The sequence below is a fragment of the Deltaproteobacteria bacterium genome (assembly GCA_019308995.1).
GTDB lineage: Bacteria > Desulfobacterota > Desulfarculia > Adiutricales > JAFDHD01 > JAFDHD01.
Genome location: JAFDHD010000049.1, coordinates 18,644 through 35,731, shown reverse-complemented (window position 1 = coordinate 35,731; position 17,088 = coordinate 18,644). Strand labels below are relative to the sequence as shown.

Below are 17,088 nucleotides of genomic sequence, written 5' to 3'. Positions count from 1 at the left end.
AGTTTAGCATAATCAAATCATGTTCGGCCAAATTATAAAAAAAAGGAGGCTGTGGCAAGTTTTTTTTAGAGGCCGGCAGGGAAAGGAAAACACTGGCAAGGCCACCGCTGCTTTCGCAGCCGCAGACCCGTTGCAAGTTTTGTAAGGGAAAATAAGACCTTTAAAACAACTGATGAAAATAGGATAAGAAAAAACCGCCTGCTACGGCAGACCCGATAACACCGGCTACGTTCGCTCCCATGGCATGCATGAGCAGGTAGTTCCGCTTGTTTTCCTGCTGGCCCATATGCTGGACGATCCGGGAGCTCATGGGCACCGCTGAAACCCCAGCCGCGCCGAGCATGGGATTGAAAGGCTCCTTTGAAATCCAGCTCATGACCTTACCGAGCAGAACCCCGCCGGCCGTGCCAATGCAAAAGGCGAGCAACCCTAGGGCAAGCACCATCAATGTCCGGGTCTGGAGAACCTTATCCGCTGGCATGGAGGCTCCAATACCCAGCATGAGCAGGATGGTGATGATATTGACCATCTCGTTTTGAGCGGTCTGAGAGAGGCGCTCGACCACTCCGCTTTCCCGGAAGAGGTTGCCCAGCAGGAGCATGCCGACCAGGGGAGCGCTTTTAGGAATGAGCAGGATGATGATGATGGAGGAGTAAATAGGGAAGAGGATTTTTTCTGTTTTAGAGACTTGCCGCGTCAAGGGCTTCATCAGGGTTTGTCTCTCTTTTTTGGTGGTTAAGGCCCTGATGATGGGCGGCTGAATGATGGCTACCATGGCCATGTAGGAATAGGCCGCCGTGGCGGTAATGCCCATGATTGCCGGGGCCAGCAGCCCGGTGGTGTAGATGGTAGTCGGGCCGTCCGCACCGCCGATAATGCCGATGGAGCAAGATTCCCGGAGGGTGAACCCCAAAAAGATGGCCCCGGCAAAGGCGGTGTAAATGCCGATCTGAGCGGCCGCCCCCAGGAGAAAGGCCCTGGGGTTGGCGATCAGCGGCCCGAAGTCGGTTAAAGCCCCGATCCCGAAGAAAATGAACTGAGGCAGGAGCGTCCAGGTGTAGAGGCCGTACTTGAGGATGATGCCCAGCACGCCGGCCATGCCCGGTGCCAGGCCCGGCTCAGGCTGGGTGGTCAGACCGGTCAAAGGTAAATTGGCCAGGAGCATCCCCGCGCCGATGGGCAGCAGTTCATAAGGCTCCCACTCCTTTTTTATGGCGAGGTAGATGAATCCCAGACCGACCAGAATCATAACGATCTGGCCCGGGTTCTCAAGCAGGGAGGAGAAACCGGTCGTGATTCCAAACATGGCTAACTACCATTTTCTTCCTTTTTCGAGTTTTCGATTTTCTGTATGAACTTGCCCATGGCCCAGGTGACGGCGGCCAGAAGGATCATAATAAAAAAGACCACGAATAGTCCGTTGCCAATGATTCTCAGCGCCTCGGGCCACACGTTTCGGCTGAATTCATACGCGGCCAGTTTGTAACCGTCCTCAGCCGAGGTCAGGACGACAGTCTCTCTGGTTTCAGCCTGGCCGGTGAAGGTCGTCTCGTAAACCGCCAGAAGGTAATCCCCTTCTGGCAGATTGGCAAAGGCGTCCGCCTTCTCCACTTTGGCTAACCGGCGCGATTTGAACTCCCCTACAGATTCTCTTTCAGAAGAAACCCGGTCGCGCCACTGAGGCTGGGTTTCGGTCTGCCTGAATTGCGGGGCAATAAGCTCATATGCCTGGGTATATTGATGCTGATCCATTAACTCCAGAAATGACTGGCAGAGTTCATCGGCCGCTTCTGGTAAAGAAGGCTCCTCAGCCATAACCGATCCTGAAAAAGCCGATAAAAAAAGCCAGATCAGAAAGATGAATATAATTCTTGGGGTCATATCAAGCACACAAGTTATAAAAAAAAGCAGTCGCCCGAAAGTCTCTTTAAGTAAGATTGTTTCAGGCGGCCACTAAAAAATGATTAAGTAAACATTAATACTGGGGTTTTACCGGCCAGGGGTTACTCCAAGGTCATGAGGACTGCATCGGCCTCAACCGAGTCGCCAACCTGGACCATGATCTCCTTAACGGTGCCGTTATCCGTAGAAACAACCGGGATTTCCATTTTCATCGCTTCGAGCGTGACCACCTCATCGTCTTCCGCTACCTGATCGCCAACCTGAACTTTAATCTCCAGTATCTTTCCGCTCATCGGTGAAGTTATCTCCGTCATTTACTCGCCTCCTCAATGGTGTAATCAGGCTCTCAGGTTATTCTCCATATTCAAGCCATGCAGCGCTCACCATGAGGCCGAGGCTGGTTAGAGAACCCTGTAGCTTGTTATCTATATCTTTCCGTTTTGTCAAGCATAAATCGTTTGCACCTTCCATAAATGAGTGATTTGATTTCTTAATTTTTAGAAAGAACCTCTTGAAATACCCGGTGATGCAGCTCGTGGGGAACGCCGCCTGGATCGAGGGGTCTCAAAGGTGTGAATATATCGAGGGACGCGTCCCTTGTTTTGAAAAACGATCCCCCGCGCTTTTCAGTAATTTTCGCTGACTTTGGTGGACAGGAAACAGAAAAGAATATAAATTATGCTTTCACGAATATCGAGAAAAAAGGAGGAGGGCCATGAGTTCCAAGGTATTGATGATCATATCTACAGGCGAAGCCGAGAAGGCATTGACCGGGTTGATGTATGCCTTCAACGCGATACGTTTCGGCTGGCTGGATGACGTCAAGGTCATCTTTTTCGGGCCATCACAAAAACTTCTGGTGGAGGATGAGCGTGTCAGCCGGGCGGCCCAAGAGATCAAGGCCAAAGAAAAGCCATCGGTCTGCAAGTATATTTCCGACCAGGACGGAACCTCTGAAAAGATAGAGGAGCTTGGATTGGAGGTAGTCTATGTTGGCCCGGTAATATCTGACTTCATCAAGGATGGATATGCCCCCATGGTCTTTTAAAAGTTGTAAGGCGCTCCCGAAAAGACCCTTGACCGTGATATTTCGCTGCGGCGGTGATATCTGACTCTTCAGATCTTACCTTGACATTGAAATGACCTGATCTTACTATTTTTTTCGTGAGGTCAGACAGCTGATGAGTAATCCTGATCCATATGAGGCCCTGGGGGTGTCCAAGGATGCTTCTCAGGAGGAGATAAAAAAGGCCTACCGCAAGCTGGCCCGGCTTGAATTGGAGGTCAAAGGGCGAGGCCGCAGGGGCCGGAACCCGGATGATTAAAGGCTGGCTCCGCCCCCTCCTGCTCCGTCCTCTTCTATTCCTACTGCTATTTTTTCTGGCCGGTCTTTCATGGGGCCCCAGGCTGGTTCCGCTGCCCTTTTGGCTCTGGCCCCTCGCCGCTCTGGCGACGTTATTTTTTATCCTCTGGGTCCTGAAGCGCTACCGCTTTCCCCTGGCTGTTGCGGCCATGGCCTTTGTCCTGATTAGCCTGGCGGCCGCAGCGACCGTCTTTACCCCTCCCGAAGATGCAGGCCATGTCTATCAGTACCAGGACCAACCGGGGCTGGTCTTTGGCGGCTGGGTGGCCGAGGCGCCGAGGCGGACTTATAGCCGGACGCGCCTCGTGATATCGGCCCGGGAAGTCCTGGTTCCGGGCGGTCACTCGGCCCCGGTAAGCGGCCGGATCTATCTGACCGTTTCGAGCGAGCATCTGATCGTCAAACGAGGAGATTGGGTTCGTTTCCCGGCAGTCCTGAGAAAGATCAGCGGTTTCTCCAACCCGGGCGGGTTTGACTACCAGGCCTTTTGGGCCGCTCGGGGCATCTGGGTCCAGGGATTTTTAAAGGACCCTCGCCTGCTGATTGTTATAAAAGCCCCGGATTGCATTCCTTCTCCGATCCTTCTTCTCGACAGATTTCGAAATAACTCGGCGCGCTTCCTTGATCAGGCGATGGCCCAGCCGGCCCGCGGACTGGTCAAGACTATGCTGCTGGGAATTCGGGACGATATCGAGCCGGAGGTGAAGGAGGCCTTCAGACGCCTGGGGCTGGCCCACCTTCTGGCCATCTCCGGTCTGCATATTGGCCTGATTGCGGCTGCATCCTACTGGCTCTTTCTGAAGCTGCTCTTGCTCTGGCCCGGCCTGGCGCTTCGCTTGAACCTGTTGGGTCTTTCCATTCTCCTGTCCCTGGGGCCGGTCATCCTCTATACCGGCCTGGCCGGGGGAAGGCCCTCCACCGTACGAGCCGCCATCATGGTTGGTGTCTTTTGCCTGGCTTTTCTTCTTAGTAAAAGGAGAGACCTCCTGACCGCCCTGGCCGCGGCGGCCTGGGCCATCCTCATCTTCCAGCCCGGGGCTGTTTTCAGCGTCTCCTTTCAGCTCTCCTTTGCCGCGGTCGGCGCCATTATAATCATAGCTCCACGCCTCACGGATTTCTCCCAGGCCCGTGTGGACCCCACGGCCGGAGACGCGGTCCGAAGGCCTTTATTGGGCCGGGTGCGGGCCATGGCGAGCATTACCATAGCAGCCTTTCTAGGCACGGCCCCCATTGTGGCCCACCATTTCAACCAGCTGCCGCTCCTGACCTTACCAGCTAACCTGATCCTCACCCCCTTGATCGTCCTGATCATCATCCCGCCGGGACTCTTTGGCCTGGTGCTGGCGCCGATATTCCCCTGGGCCGCGAAAATCATCTTTCTGGGGATCGAACGGATGCTCTGGATTCTTCTGGCCACCATCGAGGGCGCGGCCTCCTGGCCCTGGGTCAACCTGACAGTGCCCAGCCCTGGTCCGGTCTTTATCATTGGCTATTATCTTCTCCTGATAAGCCTCTTTTTGATCCGACCCATAAAAAAAGCGGCCCTGGTTTCCATTCTAATCATGGCCGCCTGTATCCCCATCCTGCTCTGGCCCGATATCTCCCGTTCCATCAACCCTCAGCTCACGGTTACCATGCTCGACGTCGGTCAAGGCAACGCGGCTCATGTTTCATTCCCTGACGGGACCGAGATGATGATTGACGGCGGCGGCTTCCCCGGTTCTAGTTTTGACCCTGGAGAAAACATCATTGCCCCGTACCTGCTTCACCAGGGTGTGACTCGCTTGAATATCCTGGTCCTCAGCCACGCCCAAGCGGATCACTTTTGGGGTCTTACCTATTTGGCTCAAAACTTTAAGCCAACAAAGTTCTGGTCTAATCATGAGCCAGGCGCCTCAGACCTTTACCAGGAGCTGATCAATGTCATAAACAGCCGGGGTCTGAAACAGCCGACCCTGGCAGACCTTTACCGGCCCCGGCATTTCGGAGCGGCCAGGGTGCAGGCCCTTCACCCGCCCCCGGACTTCTTAAAGCTTCAAGCCATGGGAAAGCGCCAGCCACACCTCAACAACAACTCCCTGACCATCAGAATCCAGTTCGGTCAGATAGCCTTCCTCTTCCCCGGGGACCTGGAAATGGAGGGCGAGGCCGAAATCTTATCCCGGCAGGGGGATAAGCTTCGAGCCGATGTGCTCCTGGCCTGCCATCACGGCGGGCAGACCTCCTTGACTCCGGCTTTCCTCAAGGCGGTTAAGCCCAGGCATGTCGTTTTTTCAGTTGGCCGGTATAACCGCTTCAGCCAGCCTGCGCCGGAGGCCTTAGCGCGCGTCAGAAAAATCGGGGCCAGGGTCTTTCGCACTGATCGGCAGGGCGCGGTGATCTTTGTTACCGATGGAAAGACACTCAAGGTGAAGACGTGGAAATGAGAGGTAAGCGCTGGTTATATTTTGAGATTATATGATAAAATAGTACCTGAAGGGGATAGTAGCCTAAACCACTTGACATGTTAAGTTTACTTTTTATAACATCGGTTTTGTAAAATAGTGGGTGAGAGAATCTAAAATCGGAACATGGATTAAGAGACACATGACTCAAGAAAACACTTGACATTTTTTAAGAATTGACTTTAATTGAATTTAAATTATAATCTTTTATATAACTCTTGATTCTAAATTCACTATATTGGCCCGAGATTCATCACCTAAATGTTTTACTCCTTAAATAAAGTGGCGCATATTGATAATAATGGGTAATTAGATTTTTCAAATATTGTGGTGAATCGCATGGGAACAACACAAAAAAGCCTGATCAATTATGAGAATCCGCCTGTCGTTGAGGTGGTATGCGGCATCCTCTTCGAATCCATTCATAATTTTCTTGCCCCCCATATTGGTCTTCTTTGGGAAAAATTTAGACCCGAATATCCTGAATGTAGGGAAGCCCCTCCTTTAACCCCAACGATTGAGACGTTTGAACGTGAACCCAGTAGTCGAAAACTAAAATTTGAAATTTCTGAAACACCACCTCTTCCAAGAATTTGGTTCGTACATGAAAATGAAAATGGACTAATTCAGGTACAACGTAATCGGTTTTTATACAACTGGCGGAAAATACGGCCTAGTGATGAATATCCACGATATTATTACGTTATCGAAATGTTCCGCAAGCAGTTATCGCAGTTTAAATCATTTTTACAAGAAAATAACCTCGGCGAAATTTCTCCCTTGCAATACGAGATGACTTACATAAATCATATTCCACAAGGAGATGGCTGGGACTCAATTAAGGACATTGGAAAGCTATTCCCGGATTTCGTATTCAGAAGAAAACGAGGGCGATTCTTGAATGAACCGGAGGCGATTAATTGGCGAACAAGTTTTATTTTGCCTAATCAGGCTGGTCGTTTTCACGTTACTATCCAGAAAATCAGAGAAAGCGAGACGAACCGTCCAATATTAGTATTAAACTCAACTGTTCGAGGAATCGGAAATGATAAATCTACTGAAGGAATGTGGGAATGGTTCGACCTCGCCCACGAATGGATAGTTTATGGCTTTGCAGATTTAACTGCTAAGGAGGTACAAAAAACAATATGGGGCTTGAAAGAATAGAGGAATATGAAGATAAAAGTCAAACATTGGGGTATTCACCAGGAGTCGAGAAAGATCCTGAAAAGACCTACACTGTAGGCGAGGAAACTAAGCCTGAAGAACCAACATCCAGTTCCATCCATTGCCGAGCTATACCTACGGATGCTTCCCTAAGAGAACAAAGCTTATACGTTATAGAAAAGAGCTTTTGGATTATTACACAAGGGTATCAACAACTTTACAGCAGGTTCTATGACGCACCCGAAGAAGACACTTTTTTTCAACGTAATAGTATAGCAACGATGGACTGTGAAACTGAGCTTCAGCAACATGAAAAAGAAGAGCCTATTACCTTCCGAGGTATTTTTAACCCTCCTTATAAAAGAAAAATCTTGTTCTCAAAAAGAATTAAAATAAAAACGGCTGATCTGCCTCGCTGGAAACCAAAAATAACTATCGATAGACGTAGCCTTGAAATAAATAATGACTGAAGGATGGTATGAATTAGTTAATGCAGATGTCCCTATTACCCAGGGAGATTTAATATTTAGTTGTCCCGTGATTGGTTGGCAGTCTGATACTATTGATTTACAGGGTAAAGAGTATACAGAAGTTCTTGATTCAGCATCGGATGTCATAAGTGCCGATGTTGTGGTTCTGACTCAGGCATGTGATTTAGAACATTCCAAAGTTGCTAATGTAATTCTTTGCCCTCATTTTTCGTTAAAAGAATATAAATCGGCATGGGAAACTGAAATGAAAAACAGGAATAACAATCCTTCCCCAAAAGCATGGCGAAGTCACTGTAGTGACATTTGCGATGGTTTTATATGGAATCTAGCCATGCTGAACAGTTTTGAGAATAAAGATTATAAACTTGATATTCGCGTAGTTGATTTCCATGACATTTTTACTATCCCTCGCATTTTCCTTGAATCTTTGCTCAAACAGCGAGATGAATATAGGTTTCGTTTGCTTCCACCTTATAGAGAACATTTATCACAGGCCTTTGCACGTTTTTTTATGCGTGTAGGTCTTCCAATTGAAATCAGTAAAGAAAAATTTACTATTTCATAATAAAATATTGTGAGTTATCTGTCTTTAAGGCCCACAAAATTTTCTTAAGAAAATCAAAATAACAACAATCGGCTGAAGGTTGACCTGAAATCCCTCCACTTCAGCCAGCCTGCGTCTGAAGCCCTAGCCCGCGTCAGAGAGGTCGGGGCCAGGGTCTTTCGCACTGACCGGCAGGGCGCGGTGATCTTTGTTACCGATGGAAAGACGCTCAAGGTGAAGACGTGCCGATGAGAAATAGGGGGGAAGGATTTTAAATCTCACCTGATTATGACCACGATATCGAACTGGGAGGACCAGGTTATGGGGGCCAGTTTTTTAAGTTCCGGGATGCGGTCGCCCAGACGGCGCGCCCGGGCTTCTGCGGTGGGCTTGTAATAGATGATCGTGACACCGGCCTTTTGGGGTTTATCCTTGACCAACGTCACCGGGTAGCCCATGGCTTCGAGGACGTCCCGAAAGACCTGGCCCATGCCACTTTTACCGCTCTCGTTGATGATCGCCAGATTCAGACCGGTCCTCTTTTTAACCTTGGATGCAACCTTGACGGGCTTGGGTTTGCTGATTTTTGGCGGGCTGGGTTTCTTTTGAGGCGATGTTTTGGCCGGAGTTTTCTTGGGCGGCTGAGGCTTCTTGAGAGTCCTGGTTCGCACGGTAGCCACGGAAGGCGTTTTACCCGCGGGACCAATCTGCACCTTTTCCGCCTGTCCCAGCTCAAGCTGCTTCCATCCAGCGCCTGCCAGATTTGATTTGTCCAGTTGAGGCGGCTTGACGGGTTTCACCTTGTCCCAGTTTTTATCCAGCGTCTGCCACTTTGGTGGAGGAAGCTCGAACTTTTTAGCAGCAACCTTGACCGCTTCACCGGGCGCCAGGATAATGGTAGGCTCGGTGGTGGTAGTGGTGGAAGTGGTGGAAGTGGTCATTTGACCTGGAGCCGAAGCAGAAGGCAGGGCCGCCCTTTGAGCCTCTGCTTCCACCGATTCTGCTGAGGCAGGGTGTTGAACCGGCTGAGAAGTGGTCGTGAAGACAGGTTCGGCCTTGGCCGTCTTGACCTCAAACTGACCGGGCAGCAGGATGACCGGCTTGGAAACCTTATTCTGAACCGGCGCCTGAGGAAGGTCCGGGCTCGGCTTTGACCGCAGCAGCCCTAAGGCAATAAAAGATAGGGTCACCGCTGACAGAAGGACAATCAAAAAAAGGTTGAGACCGATTCCAGAAAATAGACGGCTTGCCGGTCTTTGGCCTTCTGGATCGTCCTGATGCGTCATGAAAAGGCCCTCGGGAAATTGAATATAATTTTAGATTGTTGTATCATGAATATCCTGATATAGCAAGGATAAAGAGAAGTCGGGTTAAGTAGGAGGCTTGACTCTTTTTGCTTCTTGCCTTAAATAAAAAACGAGCATTTAAACTCATGACCCAAGAAACATTCGAAGTAAATAGCCACATTGACGGCATCGAGGAGATGAAAATCCCGGACGAACTCCCTCTGCTGGCTGCCAGGGATGTAGTCATTTTTTCTCAAATGATCCTGCCTCTCTTTGTGGGAAGGGAAGCCTCCATCAAGGCTGTCGAAGAGGCCATGTCCAGAGACCGCCTCCTCATGCTGGCCACCCAGAAAGACCAGACCCTCGAGGACCCTGCGCCGGAGGACATCTATGACGTCGGGACCGTGGCCATAGTCATGCGGGTGCTCAAGCTGCCAGACAGTCGCCTGAAAGTCCTCATCCAGGGCCTGGCCAGGGCCCGGATTACGGAATATATTCAACATGAACCTGTCTCCCTGGTTCGCATCCAGCGCTTCCCGGACGTGGAAGACCCCAGGATGACCCTCGAGGTCGAAGCCTTGATGCGCAATGTTCGGGAGCAAAGCGAGCAAATCCTCTCCCTCAAAGGCCTCCTGTCGCCCGAGGTCGAGGCGATTCTCGATGACGTCGAGTCCCCGGGCCGACTGGCAGACCTGATCGCCTCCAATCTCAGGCTCAAGGTCGAGGCGGCGCAGGAGATTCTCGAGATTCTCGACCCGATTGAACGACTGAACCGGATTAACGAATACCTGAGCAAGGAACTCAAGGTCTCCACCATGCAGGCCAAGATTCAGTCCGAGGCCCAGGAGGAAATGAGCCGCTCGCAGCGGGAGTACTACCTCCGGGAGCAGATGCGGGCCATTAAGCACGAACTGGGAGACTCGGAAGACCGGACTGAAGAGACCGGCGACTTTCGGGAGAAAATAGCCAGGGCCAGGATGCCTGAGGAAGCCAGCAAGGAGGCGCTCAAACAGGTGAACCGGCTGGAGCAGATGCACCGTGACGCGGCGGAAGCCTCTATGGTGCGGACCTATCTGGACTGGCTGGTTGAGGTGCCATGGTCCAAAGGCACGCGGGACAAGCTGGACATCAGGAAGGCCAAACAGGTCCTTGATGAAGATCACTATGGCCTGGAGAAAGTCAAGGAGCGCATCCTGGAATTTCTGGCGGTTCGCAAGCTCAATAAGAAGATGAAGGGGCCGATCCTCTGCTTTATCGGGCCTCCGGGGGTGGGGAAGACCTCCCTGGGCCAGTCCATTGCCCGGGCCCTGGGCCGCAAATTCACCCGCATCTCTCTGGGCGGGATGCGGGATGAGGCCGAGATTCGCGGTCATCGCCGCACTTACATCGGGGCCATGCCCGGACGAATCATCCAGGGTTTGAAAAACGCGGGCACCAACAACCCTGTCTTCATGCTGGATGAGGTGGACAAGATCGGGAGTGACTTCCGCGGCGATCCGGCGGCTGCCCTCCTGGAGGTCCTGGACCCTGAACAGAACCACTCCTTTTCAGATCATTATCTCAATATTTCTTTCGACCTCTCCAGGGTCATGTTCATCACCACGGCCAACGTGATTGACCCGATTCCTCCAGCGCTTGAAGATCGCATGGAGACCATCCATCTGGCCGGGTATACCGAGGATGAAAAGCTGGCCATCGCCCGGAACCACCTCCTGCCTCGGCAGATACAGGCAAACGGTTTGAACAGAAGCCACCTCATCATTTCAGACGGCGCCGTCCTGAAGATTATCGCTCAGTATACCGAGGAAGCCGGGCTGCGCAACCTGGAACGGAAGCTGGGGGCCATCTGCCGCAAAGTCGCTCGCCGCATCGCTGAAGGCGAGAAAGGGCCTTTCAAGATCAGCAGCGGCAACCTGCATCAATACCTGGGGGTGCCTGAATTCCTGCCCGAGCCGGGCCAGGAAAAAGGGGAGATCGGCGTGGCCACCGGAATGGCCTGGACTCAGGCCGGTGGAGAGCTGCTTTACATCGAGGTTACGACCATGCCGGGCAAGGGAAACCTGACCTTGACCGGCCAGCTTGGGGAGGTGATGAAGGAGAGCGCCCAGGCCGCGTTGAGCCTGGCACGCTCCCGGGCCAAGAAGCTCGGGCTGGACCCGGATTTTTATGAGAACCTGGATATTCACATTCACGTGCCAGCCGGGGCCATTCCCAAAGACGGACCCTCAGCCGGGGTGACCATGACCGCCGCCCTGATTTCCGCCCTGACCAAACGCCCGGTGCCTCGGGATATCGCCATTACTGGTGAGATCACCCTGCGAGGCAAAATCCTGCCCATCGGAGGACTGAAGGAAATCCTGCCCATCGGAGGACTGAAGGAAAAATCCCTGGCAGCCCTTCGGGCCGAAAATATCCATGAGGTCATCATTCCCGAGCAGAACCGGAAAGACCTGGCTGAACTGCCGCTAAAGATCAAACGCAAACTTAAGTTTCATCTGGTCAGGGACCTGGACCAGTTCCTGGATATGATCTTTCCGCCACAGGCGCAGAAGAAACCCGGGCCCACAGCCTCCAAAGGCAAAACCCAGAAGCCGGCGGCCACAGCCTGATTTTATCTGCGGACTCAAGGAGGCATTTCATGACCACCATCGCCTTTGCCGGCGGACTCAAGGAGGCATTTCATGACCACCATCGCCTTTGCCGACTGTCTGGCCGGAGTCAGTGGAGACATGTTCTTAGCGGCCTGCCTGGACCTGGGACTGCCTCTTAATACACTGAAACAGGAACTGGCCAAGATCGCCCTGAGCGACTACCAGCTTGAAGCCTGGACCGAACTGAAGCAGGGCCTGTCCGCGCACCGCTTTCAGGTCCGCCTTGAAGCCAAGCGCCATCACCGTCCGTATAAGGAAATTAAGGCCCTTGTTTCAGAAAGCGGCCTTTCGGACCGGGTCAAATCCAGCGCCCTGGCCGTCTTCGAGCGCTTAGCCCGGGTCGAGGGCCGGATTCATGGTATCGAACCCGCTGAAGTCAACTTCCATGAAGTCGGGTCGGTGGACTCGATCGTGGACGTGGTCGGCGCGTGTATAGGCCTGGAATACCATGATATTTCCCGTCTTTACGCCTCCACCCTCCCCCTGGGTTCCGGCTGGGTTCAAACCGCCCACGGCCGCCTGCCTCTGCCCGCTCCGGCGACCCTGGCCCTCCTCGAAGGCGTTCCGGCTTACGGAACCGGGATTGAAGCCGAACTGGTCACGCCGACCGGCGCGGCGATCCTGGTCAGCCGTGTGGCTGAATTCGGCCCCATGCCAGCCATGACCATCACCAGGACCGGGTACGGGGCTGGCGCGCGAGACCTGCCAGACCGGCCTAACCTCATGCGCCTCGTTCTGGGAGAGGCTGCGGAGGATATCCCCCGGGAGAGGCTCATCGTGGGTGAAACCAACCTGGACGATATGAACCCTGAGATCCTGCCTTATATCATGGACCGCCTTTTCGAGGCCGGGGCGCTGGACGTCTGGCTGACCTCGATCCAGATGAAAAAAGGCCGGCCCGGCGTCAAGCTCTCCCTGCTGGCAAGACCGGGGGACATTCAGAACCTCCTTGGGATCGTCCTAACCGAATCCTCCACCCTCGGCGTCAGGACCTTTCCGGTGGAGCGTCCGGCCCTGGCCCGCGAAATCCAGACCCTGACCACGCCCTGGGGCGAGGTGGCGGTCAAGTCTGTCACCAGGGGAGACCGGATCGAGCTGATCCCTGAATACGAGGCCTGCCAGCGCATCGCCCGGGAAACCGGCCTCCCGCTGAAGGAGGTCTATGACCGCGTCAAGGCGCTAGGCATCAAGCCCCAGGAAAAGTGAAGGCGCATCCGGGGGAACCCTTTGTTTAAAATAGAGCAATTGCCAAAAAAATGTTCCGAAACAGGTTCTGAAGCCAGGAAGCCAAAAGGAACATATTTTCATATAATTACTATAACTCCTCAATCGAATACATTTCTCACCACCGCTTGCTCAATAACGACATCAGGGATCCATATATCTTCTCCTGCATGTCCTCATCCGCAGTGCGGTGTTCGATCATTTCCCAGATAAAGTTTTCACGCTTCTTTATAAAATTCTCAAACTTATTGAAAATGCGTTTGCATTCATCTTCTTCATGCGGAATACGAACCAGGCCGCGCACGCCAGAATTTGCAACTAAGATTACAAGTGAGTCCTGCGCTGGAAGCTTTGTTTCAACTAGAGCAAGACGCTTCTCGCCTTTCATAAAAGCAACACCATGCTCGGCGAAAAGGTCGCGATAAGGCCTTGGCGAGCCTTCGAGCGGAAGATCAAAAGTATCGAAAGATTTAGATTTGTTAATGAAGTCAGGATCGTACTGTTGGAGTAAGTGGTTTTCTGTTTCCTTAATTTCCTGATAGATTTGGGCCGCAATTTCACCTGGCCGGGCTGGACCCCGCCGCTTGGCTTTCTTCTTATTGGCTATGGCCTTTTCTTCCTTCTGGCGGGTTCGCTCGAAGAACTCGCGAAGGTAATCGTAAAGCTCGTCTATTAGCTCCTGGCGGCGTTTCTTGGACCGTACCCCCAACATTTGAAGAACCGCGTCATCCAATTCCCGACGGTCGGGCATATCCAGTTCGGACTCGTTAGAGAGCTTTCCGAGTTCATCTATTTTCCCCGCCTGGGTATAGGACATTTGCCGGAGACGACGCTCGGAGAGGAAATACAGGGCTTTGCGCTGCTTGAGCTTGGTAAATGCATTGGCTACTCTGTTTCGTGATTTTTCTGTGGCTTTCGTAGGGTCGGGAATTTGCATAATGTTCATGTCAACTACTTCGGTTTTTAGACTACCCTCAACGCCAACCGGTCTACCGTACTGGAATTTCGATAAGACAACGATAGACGAATTAAGAATCCCTGCAATAACCGATGCTTCTACTTTAGCAGACAAATGAAGATCATATAAATTGCAATTACATTGGAGGTTATAATCATTGATTGGAGTGATGTGCTTATATTGCTGTGCCTTGCAAATAAGATTCTGATCATTTACTGGGGCAATATGTCTGTATTGTTGTGCCATAGGCCAAAACAGGCTACCTCGTTTATGGCCCGTTAGATCATACCATTCTCTTTCAGCAGTAACGCGTGCAGCGCACGTTGATCCTTTGTGGTAACCTTTTTCTTCACCCCACTTTATGTAATCGAGGACATACGTTCCTTTAAGCTGTGAACGTTTCTTGCTTACAAGGAGAATTTGACGGGCGCAATTTTCAGGTGTAACGGTAAAGCCGTCTATTTCCATGAGGCTGTGCACTTCCGGTTCAAGATATTTCGCTTCGATAGGTCTGATTTCGCTGTAATCTTCCCCGCAAAAGACGAGTTTAACCTTGCCTGATTCAACCTTTTTTCGCGGCACTCCAAAAGTGTCTTCGAACTCAAACGAATCTTCATATCTTGACAGGCATTCTGCACTCCAATCTTTAGGAAAGAAGAAAACGTCTTTTCCGCTTTTCACTCCAAATCGTACTTCGGCTAGCTCCCCTAATGGCATAAAGCGCGTACCATAGTTATCAATGATCTGAAACCACAGGTCAGGCGCTCTAAGGTACATGCCCCATTTGCCGCCGTAGTAATCCCCTATCTGACTTTCTGGATCATCGTTTCCATGGTCTTTAGATTTTCCCATGATTACGCCTAGCCGGACACCCTCATTCCACAAATCACCCTGCCGGACCAGGCGAGCGCGGTATCGCTCATTGACGGTGTTCTTTTTTAGGGAAAGGATTTCATCCCGAAAGCTATTGGCAGCTTGAACCGCTCCGGCCGTGGTTCCATCATGGGCAAGGATTTCGCCAATTGGACGGCGAAGCTGAACAAAGCGGATGATGTTGTTCATACGTTTTTTTTCGTCATGCTGGCGGCGTAAGATAGTAACCGTTGTGGCAACGCGGGCCCCAACAAACCATGGCTCTTCGATACTTTCAAAGATCGCCTTAATCTCAAAATCCTGGAGAATCCATTTCTGCAAACGGAAGCCGTATTCCACATCTAGCCACTGGCTGGAGGTTAGGAGGCACAGATAACCGTCTTCCTTAAGGAAACTTGAGGCATGGGGCCAGAAATAGCAGTGAATGTCGCTTCGCAAAGAAAAATCTGCGTGACTCTCTTTTTTAACAAGCCCTTGATAATATTCTTTAGTGCCAGGTTCTGGTCCCCCGTCTCCTTTTTTCTTTTTGGCCTTTGGAATATCTTCCTGCCGAAGGTACGGAGGATTCCCAATTACAGCATCCAGAAGCGGGATTTCTACTTTTCGGTGCTGGATGGCCCCCATACCGTGTGTTTGAATACTGCCACCGATATGTTTTGGCAAAATAAGAAAAGGGTTTTTGGGGGATACATTGAAAAAGTCATTACGGGCGATTTGAGGGTAGTTTTCCTCATCAATCAGGTCGCGTGTGGCTAAGTTAATTGTAGTCAGGTGCGTCGCAAAATGGGATATATCAATGCCAAATAGGTCCATAAGAAGTTGGCCGTGTTTTCGGGTTGGGGAAAGCTCCCGCTTTCGCGCATAGGCTCGCACAAGAAATGTACCGCCGCCACAAGCTGGGTCCATGACTTTCTCCTCACCGCGATGGATGCAAAAGCTATTGATAAGGTCAACGACTTCCACACGGGTGTAAAATTGACCGTACTTGTGTCGTTCTTCAGGAGAAATCAATCGCTCAAAAATATTGCCGATGATTTCATAATCAAGCTTACTAAAGTCGAACTCATGAATCTGGTTGATCAATTCCCGCCAGTGAGGGACAGCGTTATCAGAGTAAAAAGGGATACGGTTTCCAATTAGCGTGTGGTCTTCTCCGAAGACCGTTTCATAATCGCCTGTAATTTCCTTGGCTTCCTCAAAGTACATTTCGAGATGCAATCGTAAGTCTTCCGCCCTGTCAATATGCGCGGGTATGGCGAGTTTTCTAATCTTGGCTCCATAACGTCTAAGAAGCGCCTCATGAAAAACCAGCTTGTTTACCAGGGCGTAACAGGAAAATTTAGAGGCCCGTTCAAGGTTGTCGCGAATACCTTCTGGATCGCCAAGGATGATCCAGCCTTGGTCCTCACGCATCCATTTATCGAGTTCTGATTTAAATTTTGGTTTGTTATATTTTTCCGCCAATTCTTCAAATGTGAAAAGAATTGGCAACCTGAGCGATGACTCCAGCGCCTCTATAAATTTCTCATCCGGAGTTTGAAGAGCGAAAGGCACTGTGCCGTATAAGATTTTGGTAAAGTCCTTTAAAAAATCAGGCAGCCACTTTTGAATGGCATGCTCTGTCATGGGGAGTTCAAGGTGCTCTGGTTTCAGGACCTCGGTTATGAGCCATGACTTATACTTGCGGTCTTTCCACGCGGTCTTTGCCGGAAAAGTCTCCCACAGGACAAACTCATTCACGTTCCAGGTAAAAAAGAACCTTGCATGAGAGCGCGCAGCCTTTTTACGCGCATCTTGGATTAGTTCATGGTTGTATGGGCTTCCGCCATTGGGGCGATAGGGAAGTTTGACTTCTCCGGCGAGAGCAACGGCCTTATTCTTGTCAAGAAGGGTCAGATCACGACGCTTTTGCGAGCCTGTCCCTTTTTGTTCGACCTTGGCCCGTGAAAAGGGTAAACTGTGATCTTTAGCAAGGATTTCGTTGATCCAACTTGCTACATCTGCCGTAAATTCCCATTCAGTGATTGAGCTTGACATAGTTATCGAAGTGAAGAACGAACAATTTTCTTTACATAGCTTCTTTATAAGCTATTAGAAAAAGAAGAAACATCAAAAGGATATTCTTTTCAAGATGTTAAATGTATCAAATCTGAACATGAAAAGAAAGAGAAAAGGGCTTCCCTGA

12 protein-coding genes and 1 pseudogene are annotated in these 17,088 nt (G+C 51.1%); 8 read left to right on the top strand and 5 right to left on the bottom strand.

Features of this window, described 5'->3' with window-relative positions:
• Nucleotides 1-160 precede the first annotated feature (160 nt).
• From JRI95_09765 to JRI95_09755, 3 genes are all read right to left on the bottom strand, one after another.
• Nucleotides 161-1,306, bottom strand: coding sequence for a sodium ion-translocating decarboxylase subunit beta (locus JRI95_09765; GenBank protein ID MBW2061833.1), 1,146 nt, complete (start codon nucleotides 1,304-1,306; stop codon nucleotides 161-163).
• A gap of 2 nt (nucleotides 1,307-1,308) precedes the next feature.
• Nucleotides 1,309-1,815, bottom strand: a complete 507-nt coding sequence (locus JRI95_09760) for a DUF4019 domain-containing protein (protein MBW2061832.1) — start codon at nucleotides 1,813-1,815, stop codon at nucleotides 1,309-1,311.
• Nucleotides 1,816-2,003: 188 nt separating this feature from the next.
• Complete coding sequence (locus JRI95_09755; protein MBW2061831.1) at nucleotides 2,004-2,216, bottom strand: acetyl-CoA carboxylase biotin carboxyl carrier protein subunit; 213 nt, start codon at nucleotides 2,214-2,216, stop codon at nucleotides 2,004-2,006.
• 401 nt (nucleotides 2,217-2,617) lie between these two features.
• Here JRI95_09755 and JRI95_09750 point away from each other — a divergent pair, with 401 nt between their 5' ends.
• The 6 genes and pseudogenes from JRI95_09750 (at nucleotide 2,618) to JRI95_09725 (ending at nucleotide 7,932) form a co-directional block, all read left to right on the top strand.
• On the top strand, nucleotides 2,618-2,950 hold the full coding sequence (locus JRI95_09750) for a hypothetical protein (GenBank protein ID MBW2061830.1): 333 nt from the start codon (nucleotides 2,618-2,620) through the stop codon (nucleotides 2,948-2,950).
• 133 nt (nucleotides 2,951-3,083) lie between these two features.
• Nucleotides 3,084-3,173, top strand: a pseudogene (locus tag JRI95_09745) (DnaJ domain-containing protein).
• A 46-nt stretch (nucleotides 3,174-3,219) separates the two neighbouring features.
• The gene (locus JRI95_09740) at nucleotides 3,220-5,691 is read left to right on the top strand and encodes a DNA internalization-related competence protein ComEC/Rec2 (protein ID MBW2061829.1); all 2,472 of its coding nucleotides are present in this window, start codon (nucleotides 3,220-3,222) and stop codon (nucleotides 5,689-5,691) included.
• A 357-nt stretch (nucleotides 5,692-6,048) separates the two neighbouring features.
• Nucleotides 6,049-6,876 carry a TIGR04255 family protein gene (locus JRI95_09735; GenBank protein MBW2061828.1) on the top strand — a complete coding sequence of 276 codons (828 nt, stop codon included), beginning with the start codon at nucleotides 6,049-6,051 and terminating at the stop codon, nucleotides 6,874-6,876.
• Nucleotides 6,858-7,346, top strand: coding sequence for a hypothetical protein (locus JRI95_09730; GenBank protein ID MBW2061827.1), 489 nt, complete (start codon nucleotides 6,858-6,860; stop codon nucleotides 7,344-7,346). Before JRI95_09735 ends, JRI95_09730 begins: the two co-directional genes overlap by 19 nt.
• The gene (locus JRI95_09725) at nucleotides 7,339-7,932 is read left to right on the top strand and encodes a hypothetical protein (protein ID MBW2061826.1); all 594 of its coding nucleotides are present in this window, start codon (nucleotides 7,339-7,341) and stop codon (nucleotides 7,930-7,932) included. The genes JRI95_09730 and JRI95_09725 overlap by 8 nt, the downstream gene beginning before the upstream one ends.
• A gap of 257 nt (nucleotides 7,933-8,189) precedes the next feature.
• Here JRI95_09725 and JRI95_09720 read toward each other — a convergent pair whose 3' ends face one another.
• Complete coding sequence (locus JRI95_09720) at nucleotides 8,190-9,197, bottom strand: LytR C-terminal domain-containing protein (GenBank protein ID MBW2061825.1); 1,008 nt, start codon at nucleotides 9,195-9,197, stop codon at nucleotides 8,190-8,192.
• 146 nt (nucleotides 9,198-9,343) lie between these two features.
• On the opposite strand from JRI95_09720, the gene lon reads away from it, so the two are divergent.
• Nucleotides 9,344-11,806: an endopeptidase La gene (lon, locus tag JRI95_09715; GenBank protein ID MBW2061824.1), complete on the top strand. Its 2,463-nt coding sequence runs from the start codon at nucleotides 9,344-9,346 to the stop codon at nucleotides 11,804-11,806.
• A gap of 72 nt (nucleotides 11,807-11,878) precedes the next feature.
• Nucleotides 11,879-13,054, top strand: coding sequence for a nickel pincer cofactor biosynthesis protein LarC (larC, locus tag JRI95_09710; protein ID MBW2061823.1), 1,176 nt, complete (start codon nucleotides 11,879-11,881; stop codon nucleotides 13,052-13,054).
• Nucleotides 13,055-13,190: 136 nt separating this feature from the next.
• On the opposite strand, the gene JRI95_09705 is transcribed toward larC, so the two are convergent.
• Nucleotides 13,191-16,940: an SAM-dependent DNA methyltransferase gene (locus tag JRI95_09705; GenBank protein MBW2061822.1), complete on the bottom strand. Its 3,750-nt coding sequence runs from the start codon at nucleotides 16,938-16,940 to the stop codon at nucleotides 13,191-13,193.
• Nucleotides 16,941-17,088 lie beyond the last annotated feature (148 nt).